Source organism: Vibrio sp. Vb1018 (assembly GCF_033338775.1).
In the GTDB taxonomy this organism is placed as follows: domain Bacteria; phylum Pseudomonadota; class Gammaproteobacteria; order Enterobacterales; family Vibrionaceae; genus Vibrio; species Vibrio alginolyticus.
Map to the genome: position 1 here is coordinate 55,056 of NZ_JAWOTI010000015.1, position 24,654 is coordinate 79,709.

Annotated in this window: 23 protein-coding genes; 9 read left to right on the plus strand and 14 right to left on the minus strand. The window is 45.2% G+C overall.

The genetic code is table 11. The features are described from left to right. Positions 1-63: 63 nt before the first annotated feature. Positions 64-672 (minus strand): YitT family protein, encoded by a 609-nt coding sequence (locus R7Z10_RS15935; protein WP_005374427.1) that lies wholly within the window; start codon positions 670-672, stop codon positions 64-66. 201 nt (positions 673-873) lie between these two features. On the opposite strand from R7Z10_RS15935, the gene R7Z10_RS15940 reads away from it, so the two are divergent. Next, positions 874-1,269, plus strand: coding sequence for a GFA family protein (locus R7Z10_RS15940; RefSeq protein ID WP_017821038.1), 396 nt, complete (start codon positions 874-876; stop codon positions 1,267-1,269). 37 nt (positions 1,270-1,306) lie between these two features. On the opposite strand, the gene nhaD is transcribed toward R7Z10_RS15940, so the two are convergent. Beyond that, a complete protein-coding gene (gene nhaD, locus R7Z10_RS15945; RefSeq protein ID WP_053303986.1) occupies positions 1,307-2,737 on the minus strand; it encodes a sodium:proton antiporter NhaD in 1,431 nt (476 codons plus the stop codon). Between the two features lie 420 nt (positions 2,738-3,157). Further along, positions 3,158-4,183 (minus strand): acyltransferase family protein, encoded by a 1,026-nt coding sequence (locus tag R7Z10_RS15950; RefSeq protein ID WP_318105268.1) that lies wholly within the window; start codon positions 4,181-4,183, stop codon positions 3,158-3,160. A 250-nt stretch (positions 4,184-4,433) separates the two neighbouring features. On the opposite strand from R7Z10_RS15950, the gene R7Z10_RS15955 reads away from it, so the two are divergent. Next, positions 4,434-5,024, plus strand: a complete 591-nt coding sequence (locus R7Z10_RS15955) for a TetR/AcrR family transcriptional regulator (protein WP_005374416.1) — start codon at positions 4,434-4,436, stop codon at positions 5,022-5,024. Positions 5,025-5,152: 128 nt separating this feature from the next. Further along, the gene (locus tag R7Z10_RS15960; RefSeq protein WP_017633823.1) at positions 5,153-6,010 is read left to right on the plus strand and encodes an alpha/beta hydrolase; all 858 of its coding nucleotides are present in this window, start codon (positions 5,153-5,155) and stop codon (positions 6,008-6,010) included. A 168-nt stretch (positions 6,011-6,178) separates the two neighbouring features. On the opposite strand, the gene R7Z10_RS15965 is transcribed toward R7Z10_RS15960, so the two are convergent. Together R7Z10_RS15965 and R7Z10_RS15970 are read right to left on the minus strand one after the other, a co-directional pair. Further along, entirely contained in the window at positions 6,179-8,725 is a 2,547-nt protein-coding gene (locus tag R7Z10_RS15965) for a glycosyl hydrolase family 18 protein (protein ID WP_318105270.1), read from the minus strand. A gap of 369 nt (positions 8,726-9,094) precedes the next feature. After that, positions 9,095-9,598: a DUF2850 domain-containing protein gene (locus tag R7Z10_RS15970; protein WP_053304032.1), complete on the minus strand. Its 504-nt coding sequence runs from the start codon at positions 9,596-9,598 to the stop codon at positions 9,095-9,097. 328 nt (positions 9,599-9,926) lie between these two features. Between R7Z10_RS15970 and R7Z10_RS15975 the strand changes: the two genes are divergently transcribed. Beyond that, positions 9,927-10,211: a pyrimidine/purine nucleoside phosphorylase gene (locus R7Z10_RS15975; RefSeq protein ID WP_170897413.1), complete on the plus strand. Its 285-nt coding sequence runs from the start codon at positions 9,927-9,929 to the stop codon at positions 10,209-10,211. 132 nt (positions 10,212-10,343) lie between these two features. Next, positions 10,344-10,625 carry a hypothetical protein gene (locus tag R7Z10_RS15980; RefSeq protein WP_005374405.1) on the plus strand — a complete coding sequence of 94 codons (282 nt, stop codon included), beginning with the start codon at positions 10,344-10,346 and terminating at the stop codon, positions 10,623-10,625. A gap of 3 nt (positions 10,626-10,628) precedes the next feature. Here R7Z10_RS15980 and R7Z10_RS15985 read toward each other — a convergent pair whose 3' ends face one another. Then, complete coding sequence (locus R7Z10_RS15985) at positions 10,629-11,777, minus strand: GGDEF domain-containing protein (protein WP_025768745.1); 1,149 nt, start codon at positions 11,775-11,777, stop codon at positions 10,629-10,631. 507 nt (positions 11,778-12,284) lie between these two features. Here R7Z10_RS15985 and R7Z10_RS15990 point away from each other — a divergent pair. Continuing rightward, on the plus strand, positions 12,285-13,625 hold the full coding sequence (locus tag R7Z10_RS15990; protein ID WP_025768746.1) for an MATE family efflux transporter: 1,341 nt from the start codon (positions 12,285-12,287) through the stop codon (positions 13,623-13,625). A 97-nt stretch (positions 13,626-13,722) separates the two neighbouring features. Here the strand turns inward: R7Z10_RS15990 and R7Z10_RS15995 are convergent, their stop codons facing one another. The 3 genes from R7Z10_RS15995 to R7Z10_RS16005 all read right to left on the minus strand — a co-directional run bounded on the left by R7Z10_RS15995 (position 13,723) and on the right by R7Z10_RS16005 (position 16,991). Next, a complete protein-coding gene (locus R7Z10_RS15995; protein WP_215810138.1) occupies positions 13,723-15,402 on the minus strand; it encodes an RluA family pseudouridine synthase in 1,680 nt (559 codons plus the stop codon). A 117-nt stretch (positions 15,403-15,519) separates the two neighbouring features. Continuing rightward, on the minus strand, positions 15,520-16,140 hold the full coding sequence (locus tag R7Z10_RS16000) for a DsbA family protein (RefSeq protein ID WP_318105277.1): 621 nt from the start codon (positions 16,138-16,140) through the stop codon (positions 15,520-15,522). Further along, positions 16,134-16,991 (minus strand): MBL fold metallo-hydrolase, encoded by an 858-nt coding sequence (locus R7Z10_RS16005; RefSeq protein WP_213867377.1) that lies wholly within the window; start codon positions 16,989-16,991, stop codon positions 16,134-16,136. The genes R7Z10_RS16000 and R7Z10_RS16005 overlap by 7 nt, the downstream gene beginning before the upstream one ends. A 126-nt stretch (positions 16,992-17,117) precedes the next feature. Here R7Z10_RS16005 and R7Z10_RS16010 point away from each other — a divergent pair, with 126 nt between their 5' ends. Continuing rightward, positions 17,118-18,005, plus strand: coding sequence for a LysR family transcriptional regulator (locus tag R7Z10_RS16010; RefSeq protein WP_318105280.1), 888 nt, complete (start codon positions 17,118-17,120; stop codon positions 18,003-18,005). 94 nt (positions 18,006-18,099) lie between these two features. Then, complete coding sequence (locus R7Z10_RS16015; protein WP_318105284.1) at positions 18,100-18,903, plus strand: HAD family hydrolase; 804 nt, start codon at positions 18,100-18,102, stop codon at positions 18,901-18,903. 109 nt (positions 18,904-19,012) lie between these two features. Here the strand turns inward: R7Z10_RS16015 and R7Z10_RS16020 are convergent, their stop codons facing one another. The 5 genes from R7Z10_RS16020 to R7Z10_RS16040 all read right to left on the minus strand — a co-directional run bounded on the left by R7Z10_RS16020 (position 19,013) and on the right by R7Z10_RS16040 (position 23,480). Then, complete coding sequence (locus R7Z10_RS16020) at positions 19,013-19,402, minus strand: hypothetical protein (protein WP_250157795.1); 390 nt, start codon at positions 19,400-19,402, stop codon at positions 19,013-19,015. Between the two features lie 24 nt (positions 19,403-19,426). Next, on the minus strand, positions 19,427-20,524 hold the full coding sequence (locus R7Z10_RS16025) for a GGDEF domain-containing protein (RefSeq protein ID WP_005383270.1): 1,098 nt from the start codon (positions 20,522-20,524) through the stop codon (positions 19,427-19,429). Between the two features lie 5 nt (positions 20,525-20,529). Continuing rightward, entirely contained in the window at positions 20,530-20,985 is a 456-nt protein-coding gene (locus R7Z10_RS16030) for a hypothetical protein (protein ID WP_005374384.1), read from the minus strand. 444 nt (positions 20,986-21,429) lie between these two features. Beyond that, positions 21,430-22,269 (minus strand): S-formylglutathione hydrolase, encoded by an 840-nt coding sequence (gene fghA, locus R7Z10_RS16035; protein ID WP_062730862.1) that lies wholly within the window; start codon positions 22,267-22,269, stop codon positions 21,430-21,432. A 62-nt stretch (positions 22,270-22,331) separates the two neighbouring features. Beyond that, a complete protein-coding gene (locus R7Z10_RS16040; protein ID WP_017821027.1) occupies positions 22,332-23,480 on the minus strand; it encodes an S-(hydroxymethyl)glutathione dehydrogenase/class III alcohol dehydrogenase in 1,149 nt (382 codons plus the stop codon). Positions 23,481-23,773: 293 nt separating this feature from the next. Here R7Z10_RS16040 and R7Z10_RS16045 point away from each other — a divergent pair, with 293 nt between their 5' ends. Next, a complete protein-coding gene (locus R7Z10_RS16045) occupies positions 23,774-24,580 on the plus strand; it encodes an arylamine N-acetyltransferase (RefSeq protein ID WP_005374380.1) in 807 nt (268 codons plus the stop codon). The last annotated feature ends 74 nt before the right edge of the window (positions 24,581-24,654 follow it).

Sequence of the window (24,654 nt, forward strand, 5' to 3'; positions counted from 1 at the left end):
TGAATGAAAAAAGCCCCGAGCGACTGGCTGGGGGCTTTAGGGTTGTTGACTATGCAGCGATGATTATGCTGCTTGCGCTTTTGCTTGGTATCGTCCTGGTTTATGGTTCATCGCCAAAATCAAGTTCGTAGCGATGGCACCTAGAACAGATAGAGCGATAAGGTGCACATCTACAATGAACAGTGACATCACCACAATGGCACAATCTAACGCCATTTGAACTTTACCCGCTCGAACTCCAAAACGTTCCTGAAGGTACAACGCTAGAATGTTAAAGCCACCCAAACTCATTTTGTGACGGAAAATTACCAACATACCGATTCCAATCAGCCCACCACCCAAAAGTGCCGCATAGAAAGGTTCGATTCGTGAAATCTCAATCACATGATGCAGATGATCGACCGCAAAAGAGACAATCGAAACCGCAATAAAGGTATTGATAGTGAAGCGCCAACCCATGCGCATCACAGATAAAATATAAAAAGGGAGGTTAAGAGCGAAAAATATCTGACCAAAACTGAAGTCACTCACTTTGGTTAGGAAGATCGCCAAGCCAGCCGTACCGCCAGTGAGCAATCCTACTTTGCTAAAAAATATCACCCCAAGTGACACTAACGCACTGCCGAGCGTCAGAGCCAAGAGGTTCTCTCTTAGGCTATGATCTTTGTCCATAAATTAATTTCCTTGGTTTAAAGACCGCGCCGGAGACAACACGTCTCACGGACGCGATAGACAGTCGCCAAAATAGCAACTAACAAATCGGCCAATAAAATGTCGCGAAAAGTGATGGATGTCGAGTTTTTGGACGAGATTATGATGATATTAACCTGTTTAACATAATGTACACAGATAGAAAAACAACAAGGAAAAGTTATGATTAAGAAAGTTGGCAACACCCAAATCAACACATTACATCGACTGAGTTGTCACTGTGGAAAAGTTGAGTTGGAACTGGCGTTACCCAATGGTATTGAGAAACCGAGACGGTGTGACTGTTCTATGTGTCGACGTCGTGGCGCGATTGTCGCATCTGTACCTTTGAACGGTATTCGTATTGTGCAAGGCGAAGACGTCTTGAAGCAGTATCAATTTAATACACACACTGCGAAGCACTTTTTCTGTGGCGAGTGCGGTATTTATACGCACCATCAGCGTCGTTCTGACCCGAGTGAGTATGGCTATAATGTCGGCTGCTTAGAGGGTGTCAACCCATATGAGTTGGGAGCGATTGAGGTGATGGATGGCGTTAACCATCCATCCGACCGCTAGGTTGTATTGCAAGTTAAGCACCTGATTGTCGGTGCTTTTAAGTAAATAAACCGCTATTCATCCACAAGTGTACCGCAATACTGGCGGCATAACCCAAGGCGATGACGGGAGCCCACTTTAGGTGGCCAAAGAAGGTGTATTGTCCACGCGCGGCTCCCATTAAAGCGACGCCTGCCGCGGAGCCAATGGAAAGCAAACTGCCACCGACACCTGCGGTTAATGTGACCAGTAGCCAGTTGCCCATCGACATGCTTGGTTCCATGGTCAGTACAGCAAACATAACCGGAATGTTATCGACGATTGCAGATAGGACACCAACCATTACGTTTGCCCAGACTGGGTTCCATTGCGTGTACATGACGTTTGAAACCAGTTCGAGGTAGCCAAGTAAACTTAAACCGCCAACACACATTACAACACCGTAGAAGAACAACAAGGTGTCCCATTCAGCTCGAGACACACGATGAAACACATCAAACGGAACCACTGAGCCTAAGCGCTTCAATGCCTGATCATCGCCATTGGCAATTGCCATAGCTGCTTTTTTTGCGAGTGAGTGTTTGAGAGTTTGGCGCAAAAAATATCCGAAAAACTGTAAGTACGCCAAGCCCATCATCATGCCCATAACGGGTGGGAAGTGCAGCACAGCATGGAAAGAGACTGCGGTGGCAATCGTCAAAATGAACAACGCGACAATACGCCTTGCCCCGCGTTTTAGCTCAACGTGTTGGTGAATCGTATTCGGTTTTGTGTTTGGAACAAAAAGTGACATCAAAAATGCGGGAACCAAGTAGTTCACCAATGACGGTACAAACAACGGAGTGAACTCAGCAAAGCTGACATGACCGGCCTGCCACACCATCAGGGTTGTAATATCACCAAATGGGCTGAATGCACCGCCAGCATTGGCTGCGATAACAATGTTGATACAAGCAAGATTGACGAACTTAGGATTATCACCAGAGACTTTCATCACTACAGCGCACATCAAAAGGGCCGTAGTTAAGTTATCGGCAATCGGTGAAATGACAAAAGCGAGAAACCCCGTCAGCCAGAACAACTTTTTGAATCCAAAACCTTTACCAACCATCCACGCCTGTAAGGCATCGAAGAGTTTGCGTTCTTCCATTGCGTTGATGTAGGTCATCGCCACGAGCAAAAACAGCAGCAACTCGGCATATTCCAACAAGTTATGTTCTAGTGCGGATTTGGCGATTTCAGGCTGGTTGTGCTGAGCAAAGGTGTAGCCAATCAGAATCCAAATTAACCCTGCAGCGAGCAGCACTGGCTTGGATTTTCTCATTTTCAGATACTCTTCCAACATAACCAGTATGTAAGCGATCGAAAAGATAATCAGAGCCGCGTAACCGACACCAGAATTAACGAGGTTCAGTTCATTGGTTGATGCAGCAAAGGTGGCGCTAGAGAACAACAAACAGCAGAAAGCCACAATTGGATAGATTGGCATAGACATTTCTCCTTTGTCTGGTTGGAGAAATATTAGCCACAAATGAATGAGTTAGTTGTGAGAGAGCTCGAATTAACAGTAGGAGTTAGGAAATGATAGTGTGCGCCACTATTTTCTGAGTGACGCAATGCTTGCTGCGCCGAATAAAACCGCAGCGGCATATAAACCGTAAGTTAACCAGTGACTAATCTCTAAAAAAGGAACGAGTCCTTGACCTGCCCACATACAGCCTCCGTTTAATGAGCAATGTTGTAATAGTCGAGCCAATTTAAAGGAAATGAACAATGTTTTTTGTGAGTGAAAGCAAATTCTGAAGGATTAGAAAGTCAAAAATTGGTCAGTGAGAGAGAAATCTCATTTTTAACTGGCTAGCTCTAACCCTTTTGAGTTAAAGCTAGCTATATCTAGAGCTGAATGCATTTAGCGTAGGAGCCATTTTTTCAACGGTGAAGTGTCAATTGCTTTCACAAGCAGTATGGTTGCAACAATCGTTGCAGGATAAATAAACACATCTTTCGCGAGGTGTTGCAGCCCGATAAATCCAGCGACATTCATCATGACAATTATGATAAGCAGATGGCTAACATATATTCCTAACACGCTAGGAGATAGTTTGAAGACCCAAGGCATGTCGCCAAAATGAGGGTGAGCCAAAAGCCACATAAAGACACCTACAGTCCAGATAACGGTACCGAATAGGAAGTCGTGCGAGTTGAAAGCGATGTCATGTTGCATCAGCCAGTAAGCTTCACCAAAATGCAGTGCCATGCCAAGAATAATGCATCGAACCGTATTGTTTCTCGACCACCGCCACTGCGCTTCTCGTGCGAAATAACCTAGAGCAACTAGCAACGTGCTGAAAAAAGGCCCGTTACGAGTAAAGAAAGGCGCTGGCAGGTCGGTAATGGTCGCGTAACTGCCAGCAAAGGCCCCGTATATGTATAGCAATACTGCGGTTGGCAGTATCAGTTGCGCCATATTGATATGCACGAGAAAGGCAATTAACGCTACGGCAATGACCAGAGCCGGAATAAACCACAGATGAACGAGTCCGCCTTCGATGAGTGAATTGATCGGGGTTGACCTTAAGTACCCCCAATAACCTTGCCTTTCGGCGAGATACCCAGCCTCAGCGACCGTCTGCCATTGGAATGGCATCAGTAAACTGATCATGCTCCAAATGAGCCAAACCTTCATTAACGGTTTGGCGTAGTTCTTAAGAGTATCGATAGGTGAATGACTCAACTTCGGCTGGATTAGATAACCCGAGATGAGAAAGAACAGCGGAACAGCAAAACGAGCCAGTTGGTTGAGCATATAGCCAACCCATGGTATCCCATCCCACTGCCAGTACGTCAGTGCCATCTGGCAATGCAAACCCACAATCGCAAGCATTGCAATGATACGTGCAAACTCTAAGCTGGCTATTTTTTGTTTCTTTGCCATTACATTGTTTACCTAAATAAAAAACTTAGGTGAAAATAGCAGGTTGTTGTTGAAGTAATACGTGAAAAAGTCAACAGACTTGCGCTTACATTGAAGCTGTTTCGAAAATTAAGACTTACTTCAAACTTCTTAATTATTAACCTATTAACGCAATCAATACCTGATTCGTGAGTCGAAAATAGCACTGAATAATGGTTAGACCAGTTAACTCTAGATTGCAAAAAAGAACGATCGTGCTAAAAATAAGATTATGCAAAAAGGAAAAGTGACAAAAGAGTTTATTCTGCAGCGGGCTTTTGAGATCGCCAGCGAAGACGGATTAGAAAGTCTTACGATTGGAGAGTTAGCCAAGCAATGCGGTATGTCGAAAAGTGGTCTGTTTGCCCACTTTAATTCGAAGTTGAATTTACAGCTATCGGTGCTTGATCACGCCAATAAAGTGTTCGCTGATCGGGTTATTGAGCCTGCTCGAGAACTCGGGGATGGCAATATCGAGCGTAAAATTCGAGGGTTGCTCGACTCTTGGATGACTTGGAATCACGCATTCCAAGGAAGTTGTATGTTTCTTGACGCTTGGAATGATACGGCAGATAAAGATTGCCCGCTTCAGGCCGGACTGCGTAAATCCATAGACACTTGGCTGAGCTATTTGGAGATCCAAATAGCGAAAGGCAAAGAGAAGCAAGAATTTGCAGCAGACTTAGATACACGCCAAGCAACGTTTGATTTGTACGGTCTTTATTTGAGTGCGCATGTTTTTTACTCAATTAAAGGTGAGCAAGAAAGCTTGCGTCTGTTTTGGCAAGGGATCGACAACTTATTTTCTCGCTGGAAAGGCTAATATCGGTTATTCGCTTCCCAGATTCGTAGACATAAAATCACAAAGAGCGGCTGAGTTCGCTCTTTCTTATCAGCGTAAAAAGCACGACCGTTCTATTTTGTGCAAAGCTGATAGTTAAGGACATGATTATGAGTGAAAAAATTTACTTTAATACATCGCAACGTTTCAGTATTAAGCGCAGTTTGGTGAACATTAGTACTCGGTTACACCATACACTGGCCCCGTCACATGCAAAGAAGACCGCGCGCAAGCTTCTTCTGACACCTGCTCGTACGCAACCTAAAAATATTGAACCTCAAGGGCTTATCAAAGGTGAAATTAAAGGGCATGCAGGCATCATCAAAACCTATACTTTGGGCTCTGGACCTATTTGGGTGCTAACTCATGGTTGGTCTGGCACGGCAAGTCAGTTTTATCCACTGATGGAACATATTGCGTCGAAAGGGTTTACTGCTTTGGCGTACGATCATCCGGCACATGGTGAGAGTGAGGGGCAGTATGGGCACATTCCGGGGTTTGTCAGAGGATTAGAAGATGTGTTGGATACGGTCGAGGATATTGTTGGCCTAGTTGGGCACAGCATGGGCACCGCTTCTGCTCTTGAGTGTAGGCACAGTAAATTAGAAAACAAGCCTTTGCTGCTTATTGCTCCGGTATTAAATTACGTAGAGAACTTATTCGGTAGCATTGCGCGTTCCGGTTACTCGATGAAGCTTTTTAATGCTGTGGTTTCAGAAGTTGAAGACCAATTTGGTTATCCGTTACAGTCCATTGATCCGATGAAGCGTTTGTCTGAGCGTCCGTCTCACACCATTATTATTCATGATGAGCAAGATAAGTTCACCAAATACAGTGTCTCGGCAAAAGCGGCTGAAGAGATTAAAAACGTTGAGTTAGTGACAACACAAGGTCAGGGGCATGGTCGAGTGATGAAGTGTGAGCAAGTCTTCAGTAGTTTTGACCGTTTGCTCGATAGTGCTTGGTAACCCTTACTTTTACTGATTGATTCGCTCCGTTTTGCGCTAATTCGATTTGAAAGTAACACCTCAGACTTTTTCGTCTCTGGTGTTGCTCTTCTCGTTAAGAAGTTAAATCCAAAAAGGACAGCCGAAGCTGTCCTTTGTTTATTTAGCAGAACGTCTGCAAGGCTGAAGTTAGTTACAGTTAGCTACGCCAACTTCTTTCCAAACGCCCCATTCGCCAGATTGGCTAGGATCGTCACCCTGAGTCCACCATTTCGCTTCCCACGTTTTACCTGCGTGAGTCACTTGGTTACCACCTGTGTACACTGCGCTCGCATCCCATGCGTTGTCACAAGTACCAGGGTTCGGATCGGTTGCGTGCTGTGCAACAACCACTGTCGCGCTTGCCGATGAAGACGCTTTACCGTCGCTCACACTTACAGTGAAGCTTAAGCTTGTGTCTTGCGGGTATTCCGCAGCAGTGAACGTGACTTTAGAGCCTTCAACCGTTGCATTCAGACCTTGAGGTAGAGTCCAGTTGAATGTCAGGGTATCGTTGTCTGCATCGCTAGACGCAGATGCATCTACAACCACAACGTCACCAGCGTTTGCTGTTGCTGGAGCAACAACTTGTGCAACTGGTGCGCTGTTCACTGGGTCAACAACACCTGCTGGTTTCACTGTTACTACAACGAGGTCAGATGCCGTTGCACCCTCGTTATCAGTCACCGTCAGCTTGAAAGTTAATTGCTCTTCAACAGTAACTTCTGCTGCATCAAAGCTTGCTTTCGCTGTGTTTGCACCTGTTAGTACCACTGCTGTTCCAGATACTTGTTCCCAAGCGTAGCTTGCGATGGTGCCGTCAGAGTCTTTTGACAGGCTGCCATCTAGAACCACACTTGCAGGACCTGTTACCGATTGATCTGCGCCAGCGGCTGCGGTTGGTTTACGGTTTGGTTGAGGAACCACACCACCAGCCATACCTTCGTGCATCGCGTTTAGAATGTCACCGTTATCCGCGTCAATTTCCCAAGAGAATAGACCAGCAAGACCAAGAGACTTCGCGTAGCTACCTTTTGCTAGCACTGAACGGTGGTCATCAAATGTGATCAACTCGCCCGTAGTACGGTTCCATACCCATGGTGCTTCTGCTTGTGCATCGTAGCCGTACTCGAAGCCGTTAATGCCAGTGTTGTTTGCACCTAACATGAATGACTTAATGCCTTTGTAGTCAATTACGCCATCTTCCCAAACACCTTGTGCTGTGCTGCCCTTCAGTTTACCTGTAGCAGTACCTGTCATTGGGTCGTTTGGATCGGTTAGCGTATCTGGAGTTACGCCTTCCCAGCCACGACCGTACATTGCTGTACCAAGTACTAGCTTGTTCGCAGGAACGCCTTGAGCAAGAAGAAGTTGGATGCCGTTATCTGTTGTGTAAGCAGGACCTTTGTATGGTTCGCCGTTCTCATCAACGCCACTACCGTCACACTGACCAGGACGCATGAATGAACCACAGTAAAGCGCAGTCTGGTGACCAGGAACGTTGTTCCAACCGCCGTAGAAGTCGTAAGTCATTGCGAAGATGTAATCCATGTACTGCACCGCATCTGCGTAGTCTACGTCTTCAATCTTGTCGTAACCGACACCGATAGCGGACGTTAGCTCGTAAGTACGGCCTGTCTCAGCTTCTAATTCATCAAGCATTACGCGCAGTTCACGCATCAGTGCGATGTATGCTGGGCCATCGTTTACAGGGTCGCCCTTATCGGCTGCTGCACCGCCGCCGCCAGGGAATTCCCAGTCGATATCAACACCATCGTAGAATTTCCAAGTTTTCAGGAACTTCTTAACTGATGCGACGAATGTGTCTCGGTTTTTCTTGTCCACGAAATCGAAGAATGGGTCAGACAGTGTCCAACCACCGATCGATGGGATGATTTTTAGATCAGGGTTACGTTGTTTCAATGCCATTAGCATTGCGTAGTTACCCTTGATAGGCGTGCTGTATTCATGACCAGCTTGTGGGAAGCTCTTCTGATAAGCAGCCCAAGGGTCATGGATAACGACTTCATAATCAGGCACACCTGTACAAGCAGTTTGTAGCGCGTTGAAACTGTTGCCGCCAACAGACTTCACAGACTCATTTGGGCCACAAATTGGGATAAAACCGTAAAGGATGTGAGTCAAGTTGTCGACTGGCATATTATCGACTGTGTAGTCACGGCCATAGATGCCCCATTCAACAAAATACGTACCCATCACGACGCTTGGATCGGTATTGTAGGTTTTGTTGTTTGGATCAACATTCATCGTTAGTGGCTTCAGGTGAGAACCATCGGTATCTGCAATCGTGATTTCAGCTGGTGCGCTTTTCGCACAACCTGTCGCATCACATGCTTCGATTTCCATTTGGTATAAGCCACCTTGGCCGTATTCAAACAAAGCTGTCGTTTGGCTACCAGTGATAGGGCCACTTGCTACTTTTACACCATCAAAATAGACGTTGTAAGTGTCACCAGGTGTGCCACTCCACTGGTTAAACTTAACAGTAATCTTCGCTTGCTCATGGTATTTCACCATGTCGTAGTAGCCTGACGTGGTTTCCATCGCGAGTTCAATTTTAGAAAACTGAAGGTTGTTGGAACCGTACATATCGATACTTGGTGCGGTTGGAGCCGCAACTGCAGCGCCTGATAGCGCTAAAGCAACTCCAGCTGCACATAGGTTAAATCGAATCATAACTTCTCTCTCAATCCTTGGATTCATGTTCTACCTAGAACATAGGCTGCTCTTGCACCAGATAAGATGATTGGATTTACTCCACGTGCAAAAGCATCACACTCAGCATTTCAGAGAGTTTTTTTTCGTCAAAAAAAATTAAGACGGTTTTCGAGGCACTTGAGAGAACTTAACTAAAACTCGCACTCTGTTACACAGAAAGTGTCAGACTGAGTCAATAATTTATAAAATCTCAGCAGAAACTAAAATTATTGTTTACTCAGTAACGAGTTAGTTAAATGCGATGAAGGCCTTATTTTGTTGTTTATTAAGGTTTTGTTTCATTGATATAGAAAGAGAATTGAAAGGAAAAATAGCCGTGAAGACGTATTAGTCACGGCTGAAGTGTTCACTCAACGCGGCGCGACGTTTAGAGGCTGCACCGGTTTCAGAGCCCTGAACGGTATGCTCAAATCCTTTACGAATGAATCGCTGATCTGGAATAAGAGGCTCAATACGGCGTATTTGAGGTGAAAGATGAGAGCCCGAGATCTGATACGATGTCTTTCCTAATCCGGTATTCAACGTGATGACCTTGCCATCGAATTCAAATTCCGTCGTAATAAGTCGATGGTTTCGGTATACCCCATCTTCAGTGAAAACGAGACGTTCTGTTTGGTAGGGTGGCGCGCCAATCTCAATCCATTCGCCGTACACCTTTTCCGGATCAATGTGGTCTTGATAGGAGAGGTGGATTTGATAGCCAAAAAACGTCAACAGACCCATCCCGAAGCAGACAAATGTACTCTTGAGGATTTTGGATTGGTGGCGAGCCAAAAATGAAAGTTTTGGTTCTTGTCGTGCTTTTCGCCTTCGGCGAGTCGAGTCCGTCATAGATCTAATTTTCTCCACTTTTTTAACATGGTGGAAACCTTCCTTTTTAAAAACAAACAATCCCGCCATTGAGACGACGAAACTATGATCTAATGTCCACTTTTACATTCAGATACACATCTTATTGATATTTTTGTTGTTTGCTCACATTCATTACTTCGCAGGTTTTCTTGCTCGGTTTAGGTCGCCTGATTAATCCTCGCGAAAAGAGGTTCTCGCTCAGTAGCAAAGGATGTGCGTTATTACGTTGAGTTTAATGGCTTTCAAAGCTTGAGTAACGGAAAGAAACAAGGTAAAAAAGAGCGGACTTTTGATAAGGAAACCAATAATGAATATTAAGGAAAATAGCTATTTTGCTGGTAGTGTAAAATCACTAGGCTTTAACCCGAAAGATCAGGATGTTAGCGTTGGTGTGATGCTTCCTGGTGAGTACACGTTTGGTACTCAAGCACCAGAGCGTATGACGGTTGTAAAAGGTGCGCTTGTGGTCAAGCGTGTTGGCGAGAGCGATTGGACGACTTATCAAAGTGGTGAGTTTTTTGAAGTGGAAGGTAATTCTTCATTTGAGCTTCAAGTGAAAGAAGCGACTGCGTATTTATGTGAGTACTTCTAGCGTTCATTTGTTGCTCGTCATAAAACCACCTTCGGGTGGTTTTTTCGTCTATGTGCTTCACTTATAACGCATCTTTTTGGTTATTTGGGTATATACTTAATAAAAATGTACCCATCGACCAGGGAGGAAGTGATGGCAGTACAACGCAAGCATTCTGATCTCCCTCCTCGTTACGAGGACAAAGATCTCACCAATGAGCAAAGACAGCGCTTTACCGAAGTTGCCAATGCCGCTCATAAGAGACGTGAATTTTATCGACGTGCTCTAGGAAAGAGCTTAATGGGCAAAATGAAGGGCCGTGCGTTTAAAGATCACCCCACTCGTCAGCAAGACAAGCCGAACAGAACGTTGCAAGTAGTGTGGTTAATCGTATTCCTCGTTGTGGGGCTTTGGGTGATGCATGTGTTCGCTTAGTCATTAGCAAGCTTCTGGTACCGCTGGTGCATCAGATGTTGACTGTTCTTCCGTATTGCAGTGCTCATAAAAGGCGTACTGGTTTTTACCAGTATGTTTAGCTGCGTACATTGCTTTATCTGCACATCGAGTCAATTCAGACAAATCCTTTGCATCTTGCTTATAGATAGCAGCACCTACACTCATCGTTAACTCGTTAATCATATCGTAGCTTCGGTAACCTGTCGGAAACAGATTCACGATCCGTTTTAGGATGCTGTCGAGGTCATCTTTACTTTTTACATCGTAAAGCATGATTACAAACTCGTCGCCCGCAAATCGAGCGATGGAGTAGTCATGTTTATCGGTTTTTCTGTCTTTGTTGCGAATGTTATTTTTTAATCGAGTGGCGAAGGCTTGAAGTACTTGGTCACCAATATCGTGCCCGTAGGTGTCGTTGATGTGCTTGAAGTTATCGATATCGAGAAAGACCAATGCGGTGATGCTGTCATCAGATGAGTGCTTGATTTCATCGAGCTTTGCGCGCGCCCAAGTCTCAAAGCTCCAGCGATTGGCAAGCCCAGTGAGCTGGTCAAAATATGCTAACTCCTCAATCCCCTCACGATACAGTGTTTGAATGTAATTGAGGACTTTCGTGTAGTAATACGAGAACGTGTGACACACAAACGCGGTCGCTATCAGGGTCAGCATCAATCTCCGCTCTATGATTTCTGTGGCTGTTGGCAGTCGATCTAAAAAAGCGACCCCAAAAAAGATCAGTAAAATGTAGGTGCCACTGAACAGCAGACCGACCTTAAACTCATTAATTAATACCAGAGTGGCGACAATAGGATATAGCCATAACATTTTGCCTGACGGAGCGTCGTTATACAGAAGTAACAATAACCCTTCGAACATTAAGACAGCACTTAGCCATAAGTCGGCGTATTGATGGTGCCGCTGGACTTTTATTACATAACTGATTGCTAAGCATGCCAGGGCACATAAAGCATGGAAAAAGCTTAAACCCCAGTTATTCTCAAGTGATTGAGCAATGGAACCATAAGTTAAACAGGCAGCGGCGATACTGGAGCATAAAAAGACAATTTTCTTTTTTCTTGTTGAGCGGATGTCCGCCATTTCTTCTAAGCGCGCCCCAGCCAATGTCGACATTACGTATCCTTGCTTAATTAACGTGTACGCTTATTCTAGGCGGTATTTTCGCGATAAATAGAACAACAAAGTTTCCAAATGTGATATCAGTCATTTTTAGTGCAAAGCCATCAGTGTGATTTGGTGCGAGTGTTCAAAGAGGAATGGTGGCGCATGCAGGTTTTCATGACGGTTCTTCATGGCTCTATATGGTTGGACTGATAACTCAAAGTAATGTATCTAGTTAGACGCATTTCTATTGATTATCCTGATTCTGTTCGGTGCTCGTTGATTGAGAGTATTGTTCACCAATCTCTGCTCTACGTATCGTCAAGGCATATGTCGTTTCGAAAATGCATTAGAAATATTTTTCCGAAACAGGGCGAAATATTGTTGTCGTTATGACCAATATGCGACTAGAATCCGCGCTAAATCACAACCTCATATCGAGCTTCGTTCGAGTCACTATTTTTAAACTGCTTCACAAATATTGTGAGGCAGTTTTTAGTTGTAGGAAAGGTTACAAGCATGCCTAAAAGCCAAAACATCAACCAACGAATGTCCATCGTGGCATTAGCTTGGCCAATTCTTGTCGAAATTTTGCTACGGACGGCTTTAGGAACCAGTGACGTGTTCATGCTGAGTGGCTACTCAGACAAAGCCGTATCCGCTGTTGGTGTGATCACGCAGATTACCTTCTTTTTAATCATCGTTTCGACGTTTGTCAGTAGCGGTACGGGGATTTTGATTGCCCAATACAATGGCGCTGGACGCGAGCAAGAGTCAGTGAGCGTTGGTGTTGCGAGTATTGCGCTGTCTGTGCTCGTCGGTGTGCTATTGAGTGTGATTGCCGTACTTGGTGCGATATACCTACTCCCGTATTACGGCTTGGAAGCGCAAGTTGAGCAGTACGCTCATGAATATCTGCTGATAAGCGGTGCGATGACGTTTAACGTTACGATTGGCGTTGTTTTTACAACTATTCTGCGTAGTCATGGTTATTCACGTTCCCCAATGGTGGTGAATTTGATCTCGGGTGTGTTCAACATCATTGGTAACTATATTGCGCTTTACCAGCCATTCGGTTTACCTGTGTATGGTGTGCAAGGTGTAGCAATAGCAACCGTCGTCAGCCAAGTCATCGGTACGTTAATGTTATGGTTTATTCTCGCTCGCAGCAGCATTGAACTACCGATGTCGACCATGAAACAAGTGCCCGCAGAGATTTACAAAAAGATCTTAAAAATCGGCGGCATGAACGCGGGTGAAGTGCTGTCTTACAACGTGGCGCAAATCTGCATTGTGTATTTTGTGGTGCAAATGGGGACGGCATCGTTGGCGGCTTTCACTTATGCACAAAACATTGCCCGTTTCTCGTTTGCTTTCGCGTTGGCAATTGGTCAGGCAGCGCAAATTCAGACTGGTTACTACATCGGTAAAGGTTGGGTGAGCAGCATTTTAAAACGCGTACAAATCTACTTCTTAGTGGGATTTGTGGCATCAACGGCGGCAACCACACTGATTTACCTGTTTAGAGAAGAGATTCTGCGCGTATTTACCGATCAACCAGAGATACTCGCATTGGCAGGTTCGTTAGTCATGGGCTCAATTTTGCTCGAGGCCGGACGTGTGTTTAACCTGATTTTTATCGCGGGGCTCAAAGGCGCGGGTGACATCAAGTTCCCAGTGCAAATGGGGATTTTGAGTATGTGGGGACTAGGCGTGCTTTTCTCTTACATCTTTGGCATCCACTTGGGTTATGGCGTTTTAGGGGCTTGGATGGCAATCGCACTCGATGAATGGGTACGTGGTATCATCATGGCAAGACGTTGGCGCTCTCAGGTGTGGACCAAGTTTAAGGTGAGCTAACGGTTTTCGGTATTGCGCATCACGCCTATTCTGTTGTTAGAAACCAAAAAAGGCACTGTTAGTCAGTGCCTTTTTGTTATTTAAAATCGGGAAGACGTTAGAATTCGCACTCAGCTTTGAACACCATGCGCTCTTTGCTGTATGGATGATCCAGCTCTAGCATCTCAGCATGCAGGTGTAAGCGGTTGGCTTTTTCGCCGTATAAACCATCACCAACCATCGGCATGTTTAACCCCATGTGATGAGCACTGTGTACACGTAGTTGGTGAGTACGCCCGGTTTTCGGATACATGTATACCTTGCTGCGCCCATCTTTGACTTCAATCAGTTGCCAGTAGGTTTCTGCATGTTTCCCGTGTTCAAAACACACCAGTTGACGTGGGCGGTCGTCAGGGTCACCACGCATTGGCAGTGAGATTTCCCCTTCAGGCTCGTTTAATACGCCTTCGAGCATTGCCATATAACGTTTTTTTACGCCGCGAGCCATAAACTGTTTTTGCAGACTTTTGTTCGCGCGCTTGGTTAAGGCAAACACCAAAATGCCAGAGGTCGCCATGTCGAGGCGATGAATCACAAACGGCCCTTCCACATCAGGGTACATCGCTTGTAGGCGCGTATAAGCAGAGTCCTTGATAGTTTTACCAGGCACTGAAAGTAAGCCCGAGGGCTTGTTGACGACGACCATAGCGTCGTCTTGGTAGATTATCTCCAGCTCTTTGTCTTCTGCCCAATTCTCCGCTAATGGGTTGGGTTCGACGTCCAGCCCTTGCATCATATGGCCTAAAATCGGCTGACATTTGCTGTTGCACGATGGGTAGAATTTTTTGTGTTGGCGAACTTCAGACTTTGGCGACACACCCCACCAAAATTCTGCCAGCGCCAGCGGTTTGAATTCGTGTTTAAACGCGTATTGAAGCAGTTTTGGCGCAGCACATTCCCCCGCACCTGCTGGTGGGACTGGGTTTGTGGTGTCCGCAAAAATGTCCACCAAGTCGCGTGCTTCGCCATGGTTGTTTAGAAAGCGGTATTGTTTATGCAGTTTGTGCTGCAAAGCGTTGGAGAGTGTCTTGCGCTGCTCTTTCAGATGAGCAAGTTGCTGCTCTAACTCGGCCAATCGCGCTTCTTTGATTGCAAGCTTTTCATCCCACGCTTGCTTTAAGTATTTGAGAACGTTTTTCTCGGCGACACTTTGTTTACCCAACTCATCCAACAAGATTTTGAGGTCATCGGCATTGAGCGTTTGCTCGCCCTGTTGGCGCTGTCGCTTGCGTGCTGCTCGGCCATCAATCATCACTTGGCGCTGTGTTTGCTCCTCTTGCTGATAAGCGGCTCGGTCGGCTTGGATTTGCGCTTTAAGATCCGCTAATTCCGGATTCGCGGCACAGGTTTTGTACTCCGCATTGGCGGCGTTGATGGCATCCGTTTCTGCGCGGAAGAAGCCTTCATCGGTCAGCATGTCGTACACAGGAGGGACAAATCCTGGAATCAAGTTTTGGTCAGCAATTTTGCCAGAAAACGCACTTAAAAAGCCGAGATCGCCTTGAGGGCTTTCTACTAGTAATACGCCAAACATTTTGCCTCGCCCCGTTTCTTCATTAACCAAACCAAAATCGTGTTCGAAGTCGGTTTGCGCTAATAAGTGCTGTTGCAATTGCTTTGCGGCCATAACGCAAAGAGGATGCGGCGTGTAGTAGAACGGAAACGTAAACTGCGTTGGCAATTCATAGCCAGAAATATCAGCAGTAAAACGAGTAAAACAATGTTCAGGCGAGTGCATGGTGGGTATCCGCGAGAGTAAAAAATCGAGCGAGGATTGTACCTGTTTGAGTCAGGATTGCCATGTCGGTGTTGGCACTCGCTCTTGGATTAAGAACAAGAGCGAGTGGGGAAGAGCTTATCGCAGTTTTTGTAATGCAAGCTTCCACTGTGCCGGTTTGTCGTAGTAGGCCGAGTGCGGCAAGGTCAAGTACTCGCCATTTACTTCTGCAATCAGGGTTGGATAACCACCAACGTGTAACTGTCGCATCAATTGTCGGCTAGAGCGAATTCTCTCATCTAGTTCGGCTTCGCTTAACGCCATGTTTTGCTCCCACGCATCACTTGCTAAACCTAGCGATTCTGCAATGGCTTTGAGCGTCGATGCTTCATTCACTTTTAACCCGAGCTGATAATGCGCAGATTGGATGGCCTTTAGCATGTGCCATGGATTCAGCACCATTTTTTCCGCACTCAAGATCGCTTGTGTTGGTAGATAAGAATCAAGAACAAACGCATCTTCGCTTTTCACGCGTTGCAGATATGCTTCACCAAACGTCGCTCCGGTTTCGGTTGCAATACGAGCGTCACTGTTGATGATGTGCTGACGAAATTCAGGTTCAATCGCGCGTTTCTCAATCATACCGCCGGGATGAAGCTCTACCTTAAATTGAGAGGTGTCCATCAAGGCTTCGATGAGTGGTGATGCCCCGTAGCACCAACCACACATGGGATCGAAGAAGTAATGCACGGTTACCATGACATTTCACCAGTATGCACTTTCGCACCGATTTCTAGCGCGATTGGCAATTGAGCTTCTGGGTATTTCGCAGACATGGTGTCAATGAGTTGAACGCTGTTATTGCTGTGTTTTTTCGCTTGCTGAAAATCCTGCAAGTATTGTTGCGAGTAGCGAATGGTGTCTGCGTTCAGCTTTGTGCCTGCTTTCATGTGACCAGGAATGACCACTTGAGGTTTAAGCGCAAGCATCTCGCTAAGTTGCTGCTCCCAAGCATTGATGGCGGTCTGGTCAGCGGCATCTGCCATCCACAAATGTACGTTTGAGTACACGGCTACGTTACCTAGAATAGCTTTGTTATCTGGAATCCATAGGTAAGGGCGGTGTGCTGATGTGCCATGGTTACCACGAATTTCAATCTTATGACCTTCTAGCTCCAATGATGTTTTGTCGTACGCGACAGGGATCACTGGTTTTACCGGTGCGTTTGCGCCAAGCTTTGGTCCCCAGTACGCCAGCTTTCCAGCCAATTTCTCTTTAATAATTTTTTGAACCGCAGGCGTTGCGATGATCTGCGCATCAGGGAACTGTTGGTGTAAGGCCTCTGCGCCAAAGTAGTAGTCTGGGTCCGCTTGGCTGATAAAAATGGTTTTAAGCGTTTTGCCTGAGTCCAGCACTTTAGCGGCAATGCGCATCGCGTCAGCTTTGGTGAAGCCAGTGTCGATAACCATGGCGTCAGTCTCACCGTATACCAAGGTTGAGTTTACGTGGAAGCTGTTACCGTCGGCGTTGTAAACCTCAAGAGTAAGGGGAGAGGCTAGGACAGGGCTTGCCATTAAAATGGATGCAGCAATCAAAGTTAATTTTTTCATAATAAGCTCCTAAAGAATTTGGGGCCAAGCGACCATGGCTTGGGAACGGGAGCTATATTAGGAAATTGATACGCTCGGAAAAATACACAATAATGTGCATCACTATTTCTTATTTCGATCAAATGTATGGACAGAGTAACGGCAGCAAAAGTGTTTGTGGATGTGGTGTATTCTGGCAGTTTTACCGCGACCGCAGAGCGGTTAGACATGTCTCGGCCAATGGTGACTCGTTATGTAGAGGCGATGGAGAACTGGCTGCAAACTCGTTTGTTACACCGCACCACGCGCAAGGTGTCCCTCACCACCGCAGGGGAGCGCAGCTTGCCTCAGATTGAGCGCTGGTTAAAACAGGCCGATACATTAACGTCGAACATTGCCGCTGATGGTGAGCTGTCCGGAAAAATCCGTCTTGCGTCTAGTACTTCATTTGGATTCTCACAGTTGATCCCCGTAGTAAACAGTTTTATGCAAAAGCACCCCAAAGTGCATATCGACATAGATCTGCAAGATTCAGTGAGTGATCTAACCGAACAACGTATCGATCTGGCGATCCGAATTGCGTCAGATCCCGATCCTTCTTTGATTGGTAAGCCGATTGCGGTGTGCGAATCGGTGTTGGTAGCATCACCGCAATATTTACAAACTCGCCACGCGATCGCGCATCCGCGAGATTTATCTTCACACGACTGTTTGGGATACAAAAACTTTGAGCGTCACGTGTGGCATTTGTCTCAGGGCGACCAGTTCGAATCGGTGGGAATTGAGTGTCGCCTAACCAGCAATGAGGCCACGGCGTTATTGCATGGCGCTTTACAAGGCATGGGTATTTCGATGTTGCCAACTTACTTGAGCAATATCTATCTCAAATCAGGCCTGCTTGAGTCGGTGTTGCCGGATTGGAAGCCAAATGATCTCAACATTTACGCGCTGTATTCATCACGTAAACACTTGTCTCCTGCGGTGAGAGCTTTCATCGATCACAGTGAAGATTACTTTAAACAGCATCCTTGGTAATAGCGAAAAGCGTCGTCATCCCGACTTGAGATTCATACAAGATCCTGTACCTTACATGGATATATTTTCGCAGCGTCATTTAGAGTTTTAGTTAATGTCACAAGTTCGCATCAAATTTATTGCTTCCGATATGGATGGCACATTGCTTGACCAATACGGTCGTTTGGATCCGGAGTTTTTCGATCTGTTTTTGCAACTGGAAGAGCAAGGTATTTTGTTCTCCGCTGCGTCTGGTCGTCAGTATTACAGTCTGCGAGACACGTTCGCGCCAATCAAAGACAGACTGTTGTATGTGGCTGAAAACGGCACCTTAGTGATGTACCAAGACAAAGAGCTCTACAGTTGTACCATTCCTAAAGCGGAAGTGTTGGAGATTGTGAAAGCGGCTCGTGAGATTGACGGGGCGAACATCGTATTGTGTGGCAAGCGCTCGGCGTACATCGAAACGCATGATCAGCAATCGCTGGAAGAATTTCAAAAGTACTACCACCGCTGTGAATATGTGACGGATTTGCTTGAGGTCGAAGACGAGTTTATTAAGGTAGCAATTTGTCACTTTGACGGTTCGGAAGAGCTCCTGTTTCCGACCATGAACGCGAAGTTTAGCGCAACGCATAAAGTCGTGGTGAGTGCAAAAATCTGGCTGGATGTGATGAATGCCGAGGCCTCTAAAGGTGCGGCCATTCAGCATCTTCAAGAGACGATGAATTTTACTCCGGCAGAAACCATGACGTTTGGTGATTACCTCAATGACCTCGAAATGCTGCAAGTCAGTGAGCATTCGTACGCGGTTGCCAACGCGCACGAAGAGATTAAGAAAATTGCTCGTTATTCTGCGCCAAGCAACCAAGAGGCTGGGGTACTCAAAGTGATTAAAGAGAAAGTGTTAGCGAAGTAACGCTCATTTATTCGATGTTATTTTCTTCTTCACGTAAAAAGCCCCGCAGTGTATGCGGGGCTTTGTTTTTTTTGTGTGTGTGGTGGGAGGGGGTAGTAATGTTCCCGTTTTAGCGTACGTACTTGGCGGTTGCGCTGACTAAAAAGTGTTGCAATTTCCCGTCTGATTTTGGCACCCACAAGTCGTTATGATAATGGTAAATACGGCCATTGATGGTCACAGACAAGGTATTATCACCCGTTTGCTCCATGCGAATAAACTGATCCGAAGTGACCAAAAACGGCTCTTGCTCTTCAATGCTCTGGCCCGTTGCCAATACGAAGTAGCCGAATCGGTTGCCAGCATCCGGATCGGTTGAGTAGATTCGATGCCCAACTAGGCTGTAGTCGTCGTTGAGTGCCTGCTCAAGCGTTTTTTGCCCGATGGTTTCGTGCGATGGAATAAATGCCCAAGCCAACACACCTGCCGCAATGACTGCCAGTAGAAGCAGTACTTGCATGAACTTTCTCATCATATATACCGTTTAACGTTGAAATTTCATTTTGTACATGCGCTTATCCGCTATGCTGATAAGAAAGTCAACATTGTCACTGTCTTTAGGGTATTGCGCTAAGCCCATGCTTGTTGAAAGTGTTGAGACTTTATCGGAGTTTAATATTTGTGCATCAAAGACGGTATTTATCTGCTCACGTACGTTCTCTTCATTGAGATGTTCACCTTCAAGGATAACCGCGAACTCATCTCCTCCCATGCGATAAACAGTAAAATCATTGAGTGCCATAGAATTAAGCCGCCTAGCGATTTCCCGCAGTACAGTGTCGCCAACTTGGTGTCCGTGTGTGTCGTTGACTTCTTTAAAACCATTTAAATCTAGAATCCAGAGAGAAAAGGGCCTTTTTTCTTGAGTAAATTTGTTTAGGGTTATGAATAGTGCATTGCGGTTCCCTAGGTTCGTCAAAGGGTCGCTTAGCGCCAATTTTCTATGAAAATGGGATTCACGATAAAAGAAATAAGTTAGAGAGATAATCGACAAAACGAACGTCGCAAACAACATATATTGTGCTTGCATTAAGCGCTGGGTTTGACCTTTTTGTGCTTCATAAGCTTTACTGCTTAGACGGAAGTTTTGATTAACGAAATCTATTAAGCCTAAATATAGTGTTTGAGTTGAACGATAAAATGCAGCAGCAGCTTGGCTATCACCTGTTCTAGCTTCTACTAGTTGTTTTTCTAGCTCTTTGAACTCTTCAAAAAGGTTAATGAAGTAAAGGTGCATGTTGTTCCGAGAAAAGAACTTATTGGCTTTCGTGCTACTGGTCAATAAGTCAAAGCGGCTCCACGCTAACTCGTATTGAAGCTCTGCACCATCAATATTCAACACGTTTTCATCTAACCGTCTGGCCTCGCCGACAAGTTCTGATAGTTCTTTGGAGAGTTGGAATAAAAACCAAGTCGCTTGTTTTTGTTCGTTATTAAAATTTTGTGAGAGTGAACGTGTTTGCTGTAAAAGCACGACATTCGCGAGAAGCAAAGAAACGGCAAACACCACCAGCAGCATTTTGCTGGTGGTAGAATATTGCAATATTCTTTGTTTCTTAGAATAGGGTTCTGATAACTTCATTCTTATTATTTTTCTTTTATTTCATTTACTTGCCATACCATTTGCGCATGATATTTATTGTAGTTTAGCTCTGGATAGAGATTGAGTGGATATATCACCCAGAAAGGGCCTTTATTCCTGACTTTTATGTAATTCTGATCTTGTTGATAAGCCAGTATTGGTTGATATCGAAGAATATCTTGTCGGGACAATGTCGAGTGATAGTCGTTTAAGCTGCTGATATCAACCTGCTCTGGTACCTTTCCGTAGACGTGTGTAAGCAGCGTGCTGAGTTTAACGCCTAAAAACTCTGACGAGGCAGGAAGCCAAGGCAATGTCATCGTGTAGCTAGTGGTAGGTAAAGCTTGGATCTCTTCCAGTTCCAGTATGACACTAGGCTGCTGGCTACTACTAAATACGATCGTATTTGCAGACAAGAATGGCGCAACAAAAAACAGACCTAGCGCGACTATCTTTTTCATCATATGCCCTTTTGAGTTTTATTCTTTTTTCTTAGCTAGGACAAAGGTGCTAGCGGTAATTTATTTATAATTATAGAGCCAACCGGATGAGATTTTATAATACGTTATGTTTCAAAAATAACTGTCGGTTTACGTCACGTCAAGGTTATTAAGTTGCTTCTTAATTAAAAGCTCAGAGTATTGGGATGATGGTAGAGTTTCGTAATGATTTCGCGGTATTTAATTGGTTTTTAGTGCAACTTTGTGTCATTTTTAATAAAGATACTGTGTCGGAAATGAGAATTTAATAAGGCGAGAAATGGATGTCGAATTTGTTCTTAAGTTACATTATTTTACATATTTAAATCATCGATATTCAGATATGTATTTGTTAGTACGTAAAGAAAATAAAGTCACCTAGTTTTGGTGACTTTATTTTTTATTTCATGAGCTTACTTAAATTAACTATGCAAACAAATATTTTGCATGGAAGTTGAGGTGCTCTTCAATAAAGCTTGAGATGAAGTAATAGCTATGGTCATAGCCTGGTTGCATTCTCAAGGTTAGGTTTGAATCGTGTATTCTTGCCGCAGCAATCAGCGCTTCCGGTCTAAGCTGCTCATTTAAGAAGCCATCAGCATCACCTTGATCAACCAAAATTGGTAATGGTGATTGTTGTTGTTTTAGAAGTTCACTTGCATCGTATTGCTTCCAGCTTTCAAGCTCCTTGCCTAAGTAAGCAGTAAAGGCTTTTTGTCCCCAAGGGCATTGCATTGGGTTACTGATTGGACTGAACGCTGAAATAGAACGGTACTGTTCTGAATTTTTCAGACCAATGGTGAGCGCTCCGTGGCCGCCCATACTGTGACCGGAAATTGACTTCACGTCAGAGACTGGGAAGTTACTTTCGATGATCGCAGGCAACTCCTCAGTCACATAGTCGTACATACAGTAATGCAGTGACCAAGGTGCTTGCGTCGCATTAAGGTAAAAGCCAGCTCCTTTTCCTAGGTCATAGCTTTCGTCGTCAGCGATACCTTCGCCTCTCGGACTTGTGTCTGGTGCAATGATCGCAATGCCAAGCTCGGCCGCCATACGAAATGCGCCCGCTTTCTGCATAAAGTTCTCATCGGTACACGTTAAACCAGAGAGCCAGTATAGCGCGGGTACGGGATTTGATTTCGTTGCGTTAGGTGGCAAGAATATCGCGAAGCGCATGGTGCAGTTTAGGGCATTGGATTCGTGTGTATATTGCTTGTGCCAACCGCCAAACACTTTGGCTTGGCTTACATTTTCAATGGTCATGAATAAACTCTCTAATTAGCAGAAGGAATTCAGGCTCCCCAAAAGGAGAGCCTGAGGCAGCATTATTGATCCATATGGATAACTGTTCGGATGCTCTTACCTTCATGCATCAGATCAAACGCTTTGTTGACGTCTGCTAATCCCATTGTGTGGGTAATGAACTCCTGTAAGCCGAATTCACCAGCCATGTAACGGTTTACGATTTCTGGAAGCTCAGAGCGACCTTTAACGCCACCGAAAGCGCTGCCACGCCATACACGACCAGTTACCAGTTGGAATGGACGAGTTGAGATCTCTTGACCTGCACCAGCAACACCAATGATGACTGACTCACCCCAACCTTTGTGACAGCACTCAAGTGCTTGGCGCATCACGTTTACGTTACCGATACATTCGAATGAGTAGTCAACACCACCGTCTGTCATTTCAACAATCACTTCTTGAATTGGCTTGTCGAATTTTTGTGGGTTGATGCAATCAGTTGCACCAAGTTGTTTCGCTAGGTCGAATTTGCTTTCGTTGATGTCTACACCGATGATGCGGCTGGCACCAGCCATGCGAGCACCGATGATTGCAGAAAGACCGATACCGCCGAGACCAAAGATTGCCACTGTGTCGCCTTTTTCAACTTTAGCTGTGTTTAATACCGCACCCATACCAGTGGTTACGCCACAACCTAGAAGACAAACTTCTTCAAGTGGTGCTTCTTTGTTTACTTTCGCTAGTGAGATTTCTGGAAGAACCGTGTACTCAGAGAAAGTAGAACAACCCATGTAGTGGAAGATAGTTTCGCCGTTGATAGAGAATCGGCTTGTGCCATCTGGCATTAGGCCTTTACCTTGCGTTTCACGAACGGCCTGACATAGGTTCGTTTTGCCAGATTTACAGAACTTACACTCACCACATTCAGCAGTGTAAAGTGGGATAACGTGGTCGCCAACTTCAACGCTTGTTACGCCTTCGCCAACCATTTCAACGATACCGCCACCTTCGTGACCAAGGATTGAAGGGAAGATACCTTCAGGATCGTCACCTGATAGTGTGAATGCGTCAGTGTGACAAACACCAGTTGCTACGATGCGTACTAGCACTTCGCCGGCTTTTGGAAGTTGTACATCCACTTCTTCCATTTTAAGCGGCTCACCTGCAGCCCAAGCGACCATTGCTTTTGATTTTATGTGAGTTTGACCAGGTTTGATTTCAAGCGACATTGGATGTTTCCTTTATATTTTCAGTATATGGAGTGACGTAATAAGCGTAGTTAAGGTTTGCTTACCGCGCTTCGTCGTTTTGTTGGTGCTCATTTTAGGTGTTTCAGTAAAAATGATAATCCGTCCATTTTGAAAATGATTTTTACATATGCGTAATAATGATAAGGTGAGCGTGTAAAAAGAGTGCGATGCCTCCTTAAAGCGGAAGGGAAATGGAAAAGGTGATTGACCTGAAGTTAGATAGAGGGGCTAAAGTAGAAAACTGTCAAACCATCAGCTAAGTAAGAGTGATTATGAATAAGACGGATCTGAGTGCCTATTTAACCAAGCTAGGCTTGCCTAGTGAATTGCCCGCCGATTTGGAGTCATTGCACAGAATTCACGTGGCGCAGCATCGTTGCCTGCCGTTTGAGAATTTTGACATCGCATTGCAGCGAGGCGTCTCTGTTGAGATTGAAGATATTATTCAAAAAACCGTGTACCACTCTCGCGGTGGTTACTGCTTTGAATTAAATGGTTTAATGCTTGATGTGCTCAACACTCTTGGGTTTGAAGCGCGAAGTTTGCTAGGGCGTGTACATGTGTCTGGTACACCAACAGGTCGTAGTCATCAAATCACGTTAGTGACGTTAGAGGAACAAACATGGATTGTCGATGTGGGTTTTGGCTCCAATACCCCTCGAGCGCCATTGCCATTTATCCTTGACCAAGTGATTCAGACGGATTTACAAACCTTCCGTTTTGTCAAAGATGCTCAGTTTGGTTATTTCCTCCAAGTGCTTTCAACCGATGGAACGGACACGTGGAACAATCTATACAGCTTTGACCTAGAGTTTGTGTTTGCTGGTGACATTGCATGTAGCAACTTCTTTACCTCGACTTCGCCTAATTCGCGTTTTACTAGCGCAAGGGTCGCTGCTAGAGCGACAGAAAGTGGGTTGGTGACGCTGCTTAACTACACACTCAGATGCACAAATCATGAAGCGCTAACAGAAATAGAGCTAGAGCCAGGTCAAGCCTACCTGGATGCGTTGAAAGAATATTTTGGTATTGAGCTTGATGCGCAATACGACGATCTTCGTCCGTTACCTGACGCGTAAAGTTTTCCCGTTTTCAAAGCGTAGCTCGACGAGAACAATGTAATCACTATTTGTCTAGAAGAGGTCGACAGGAA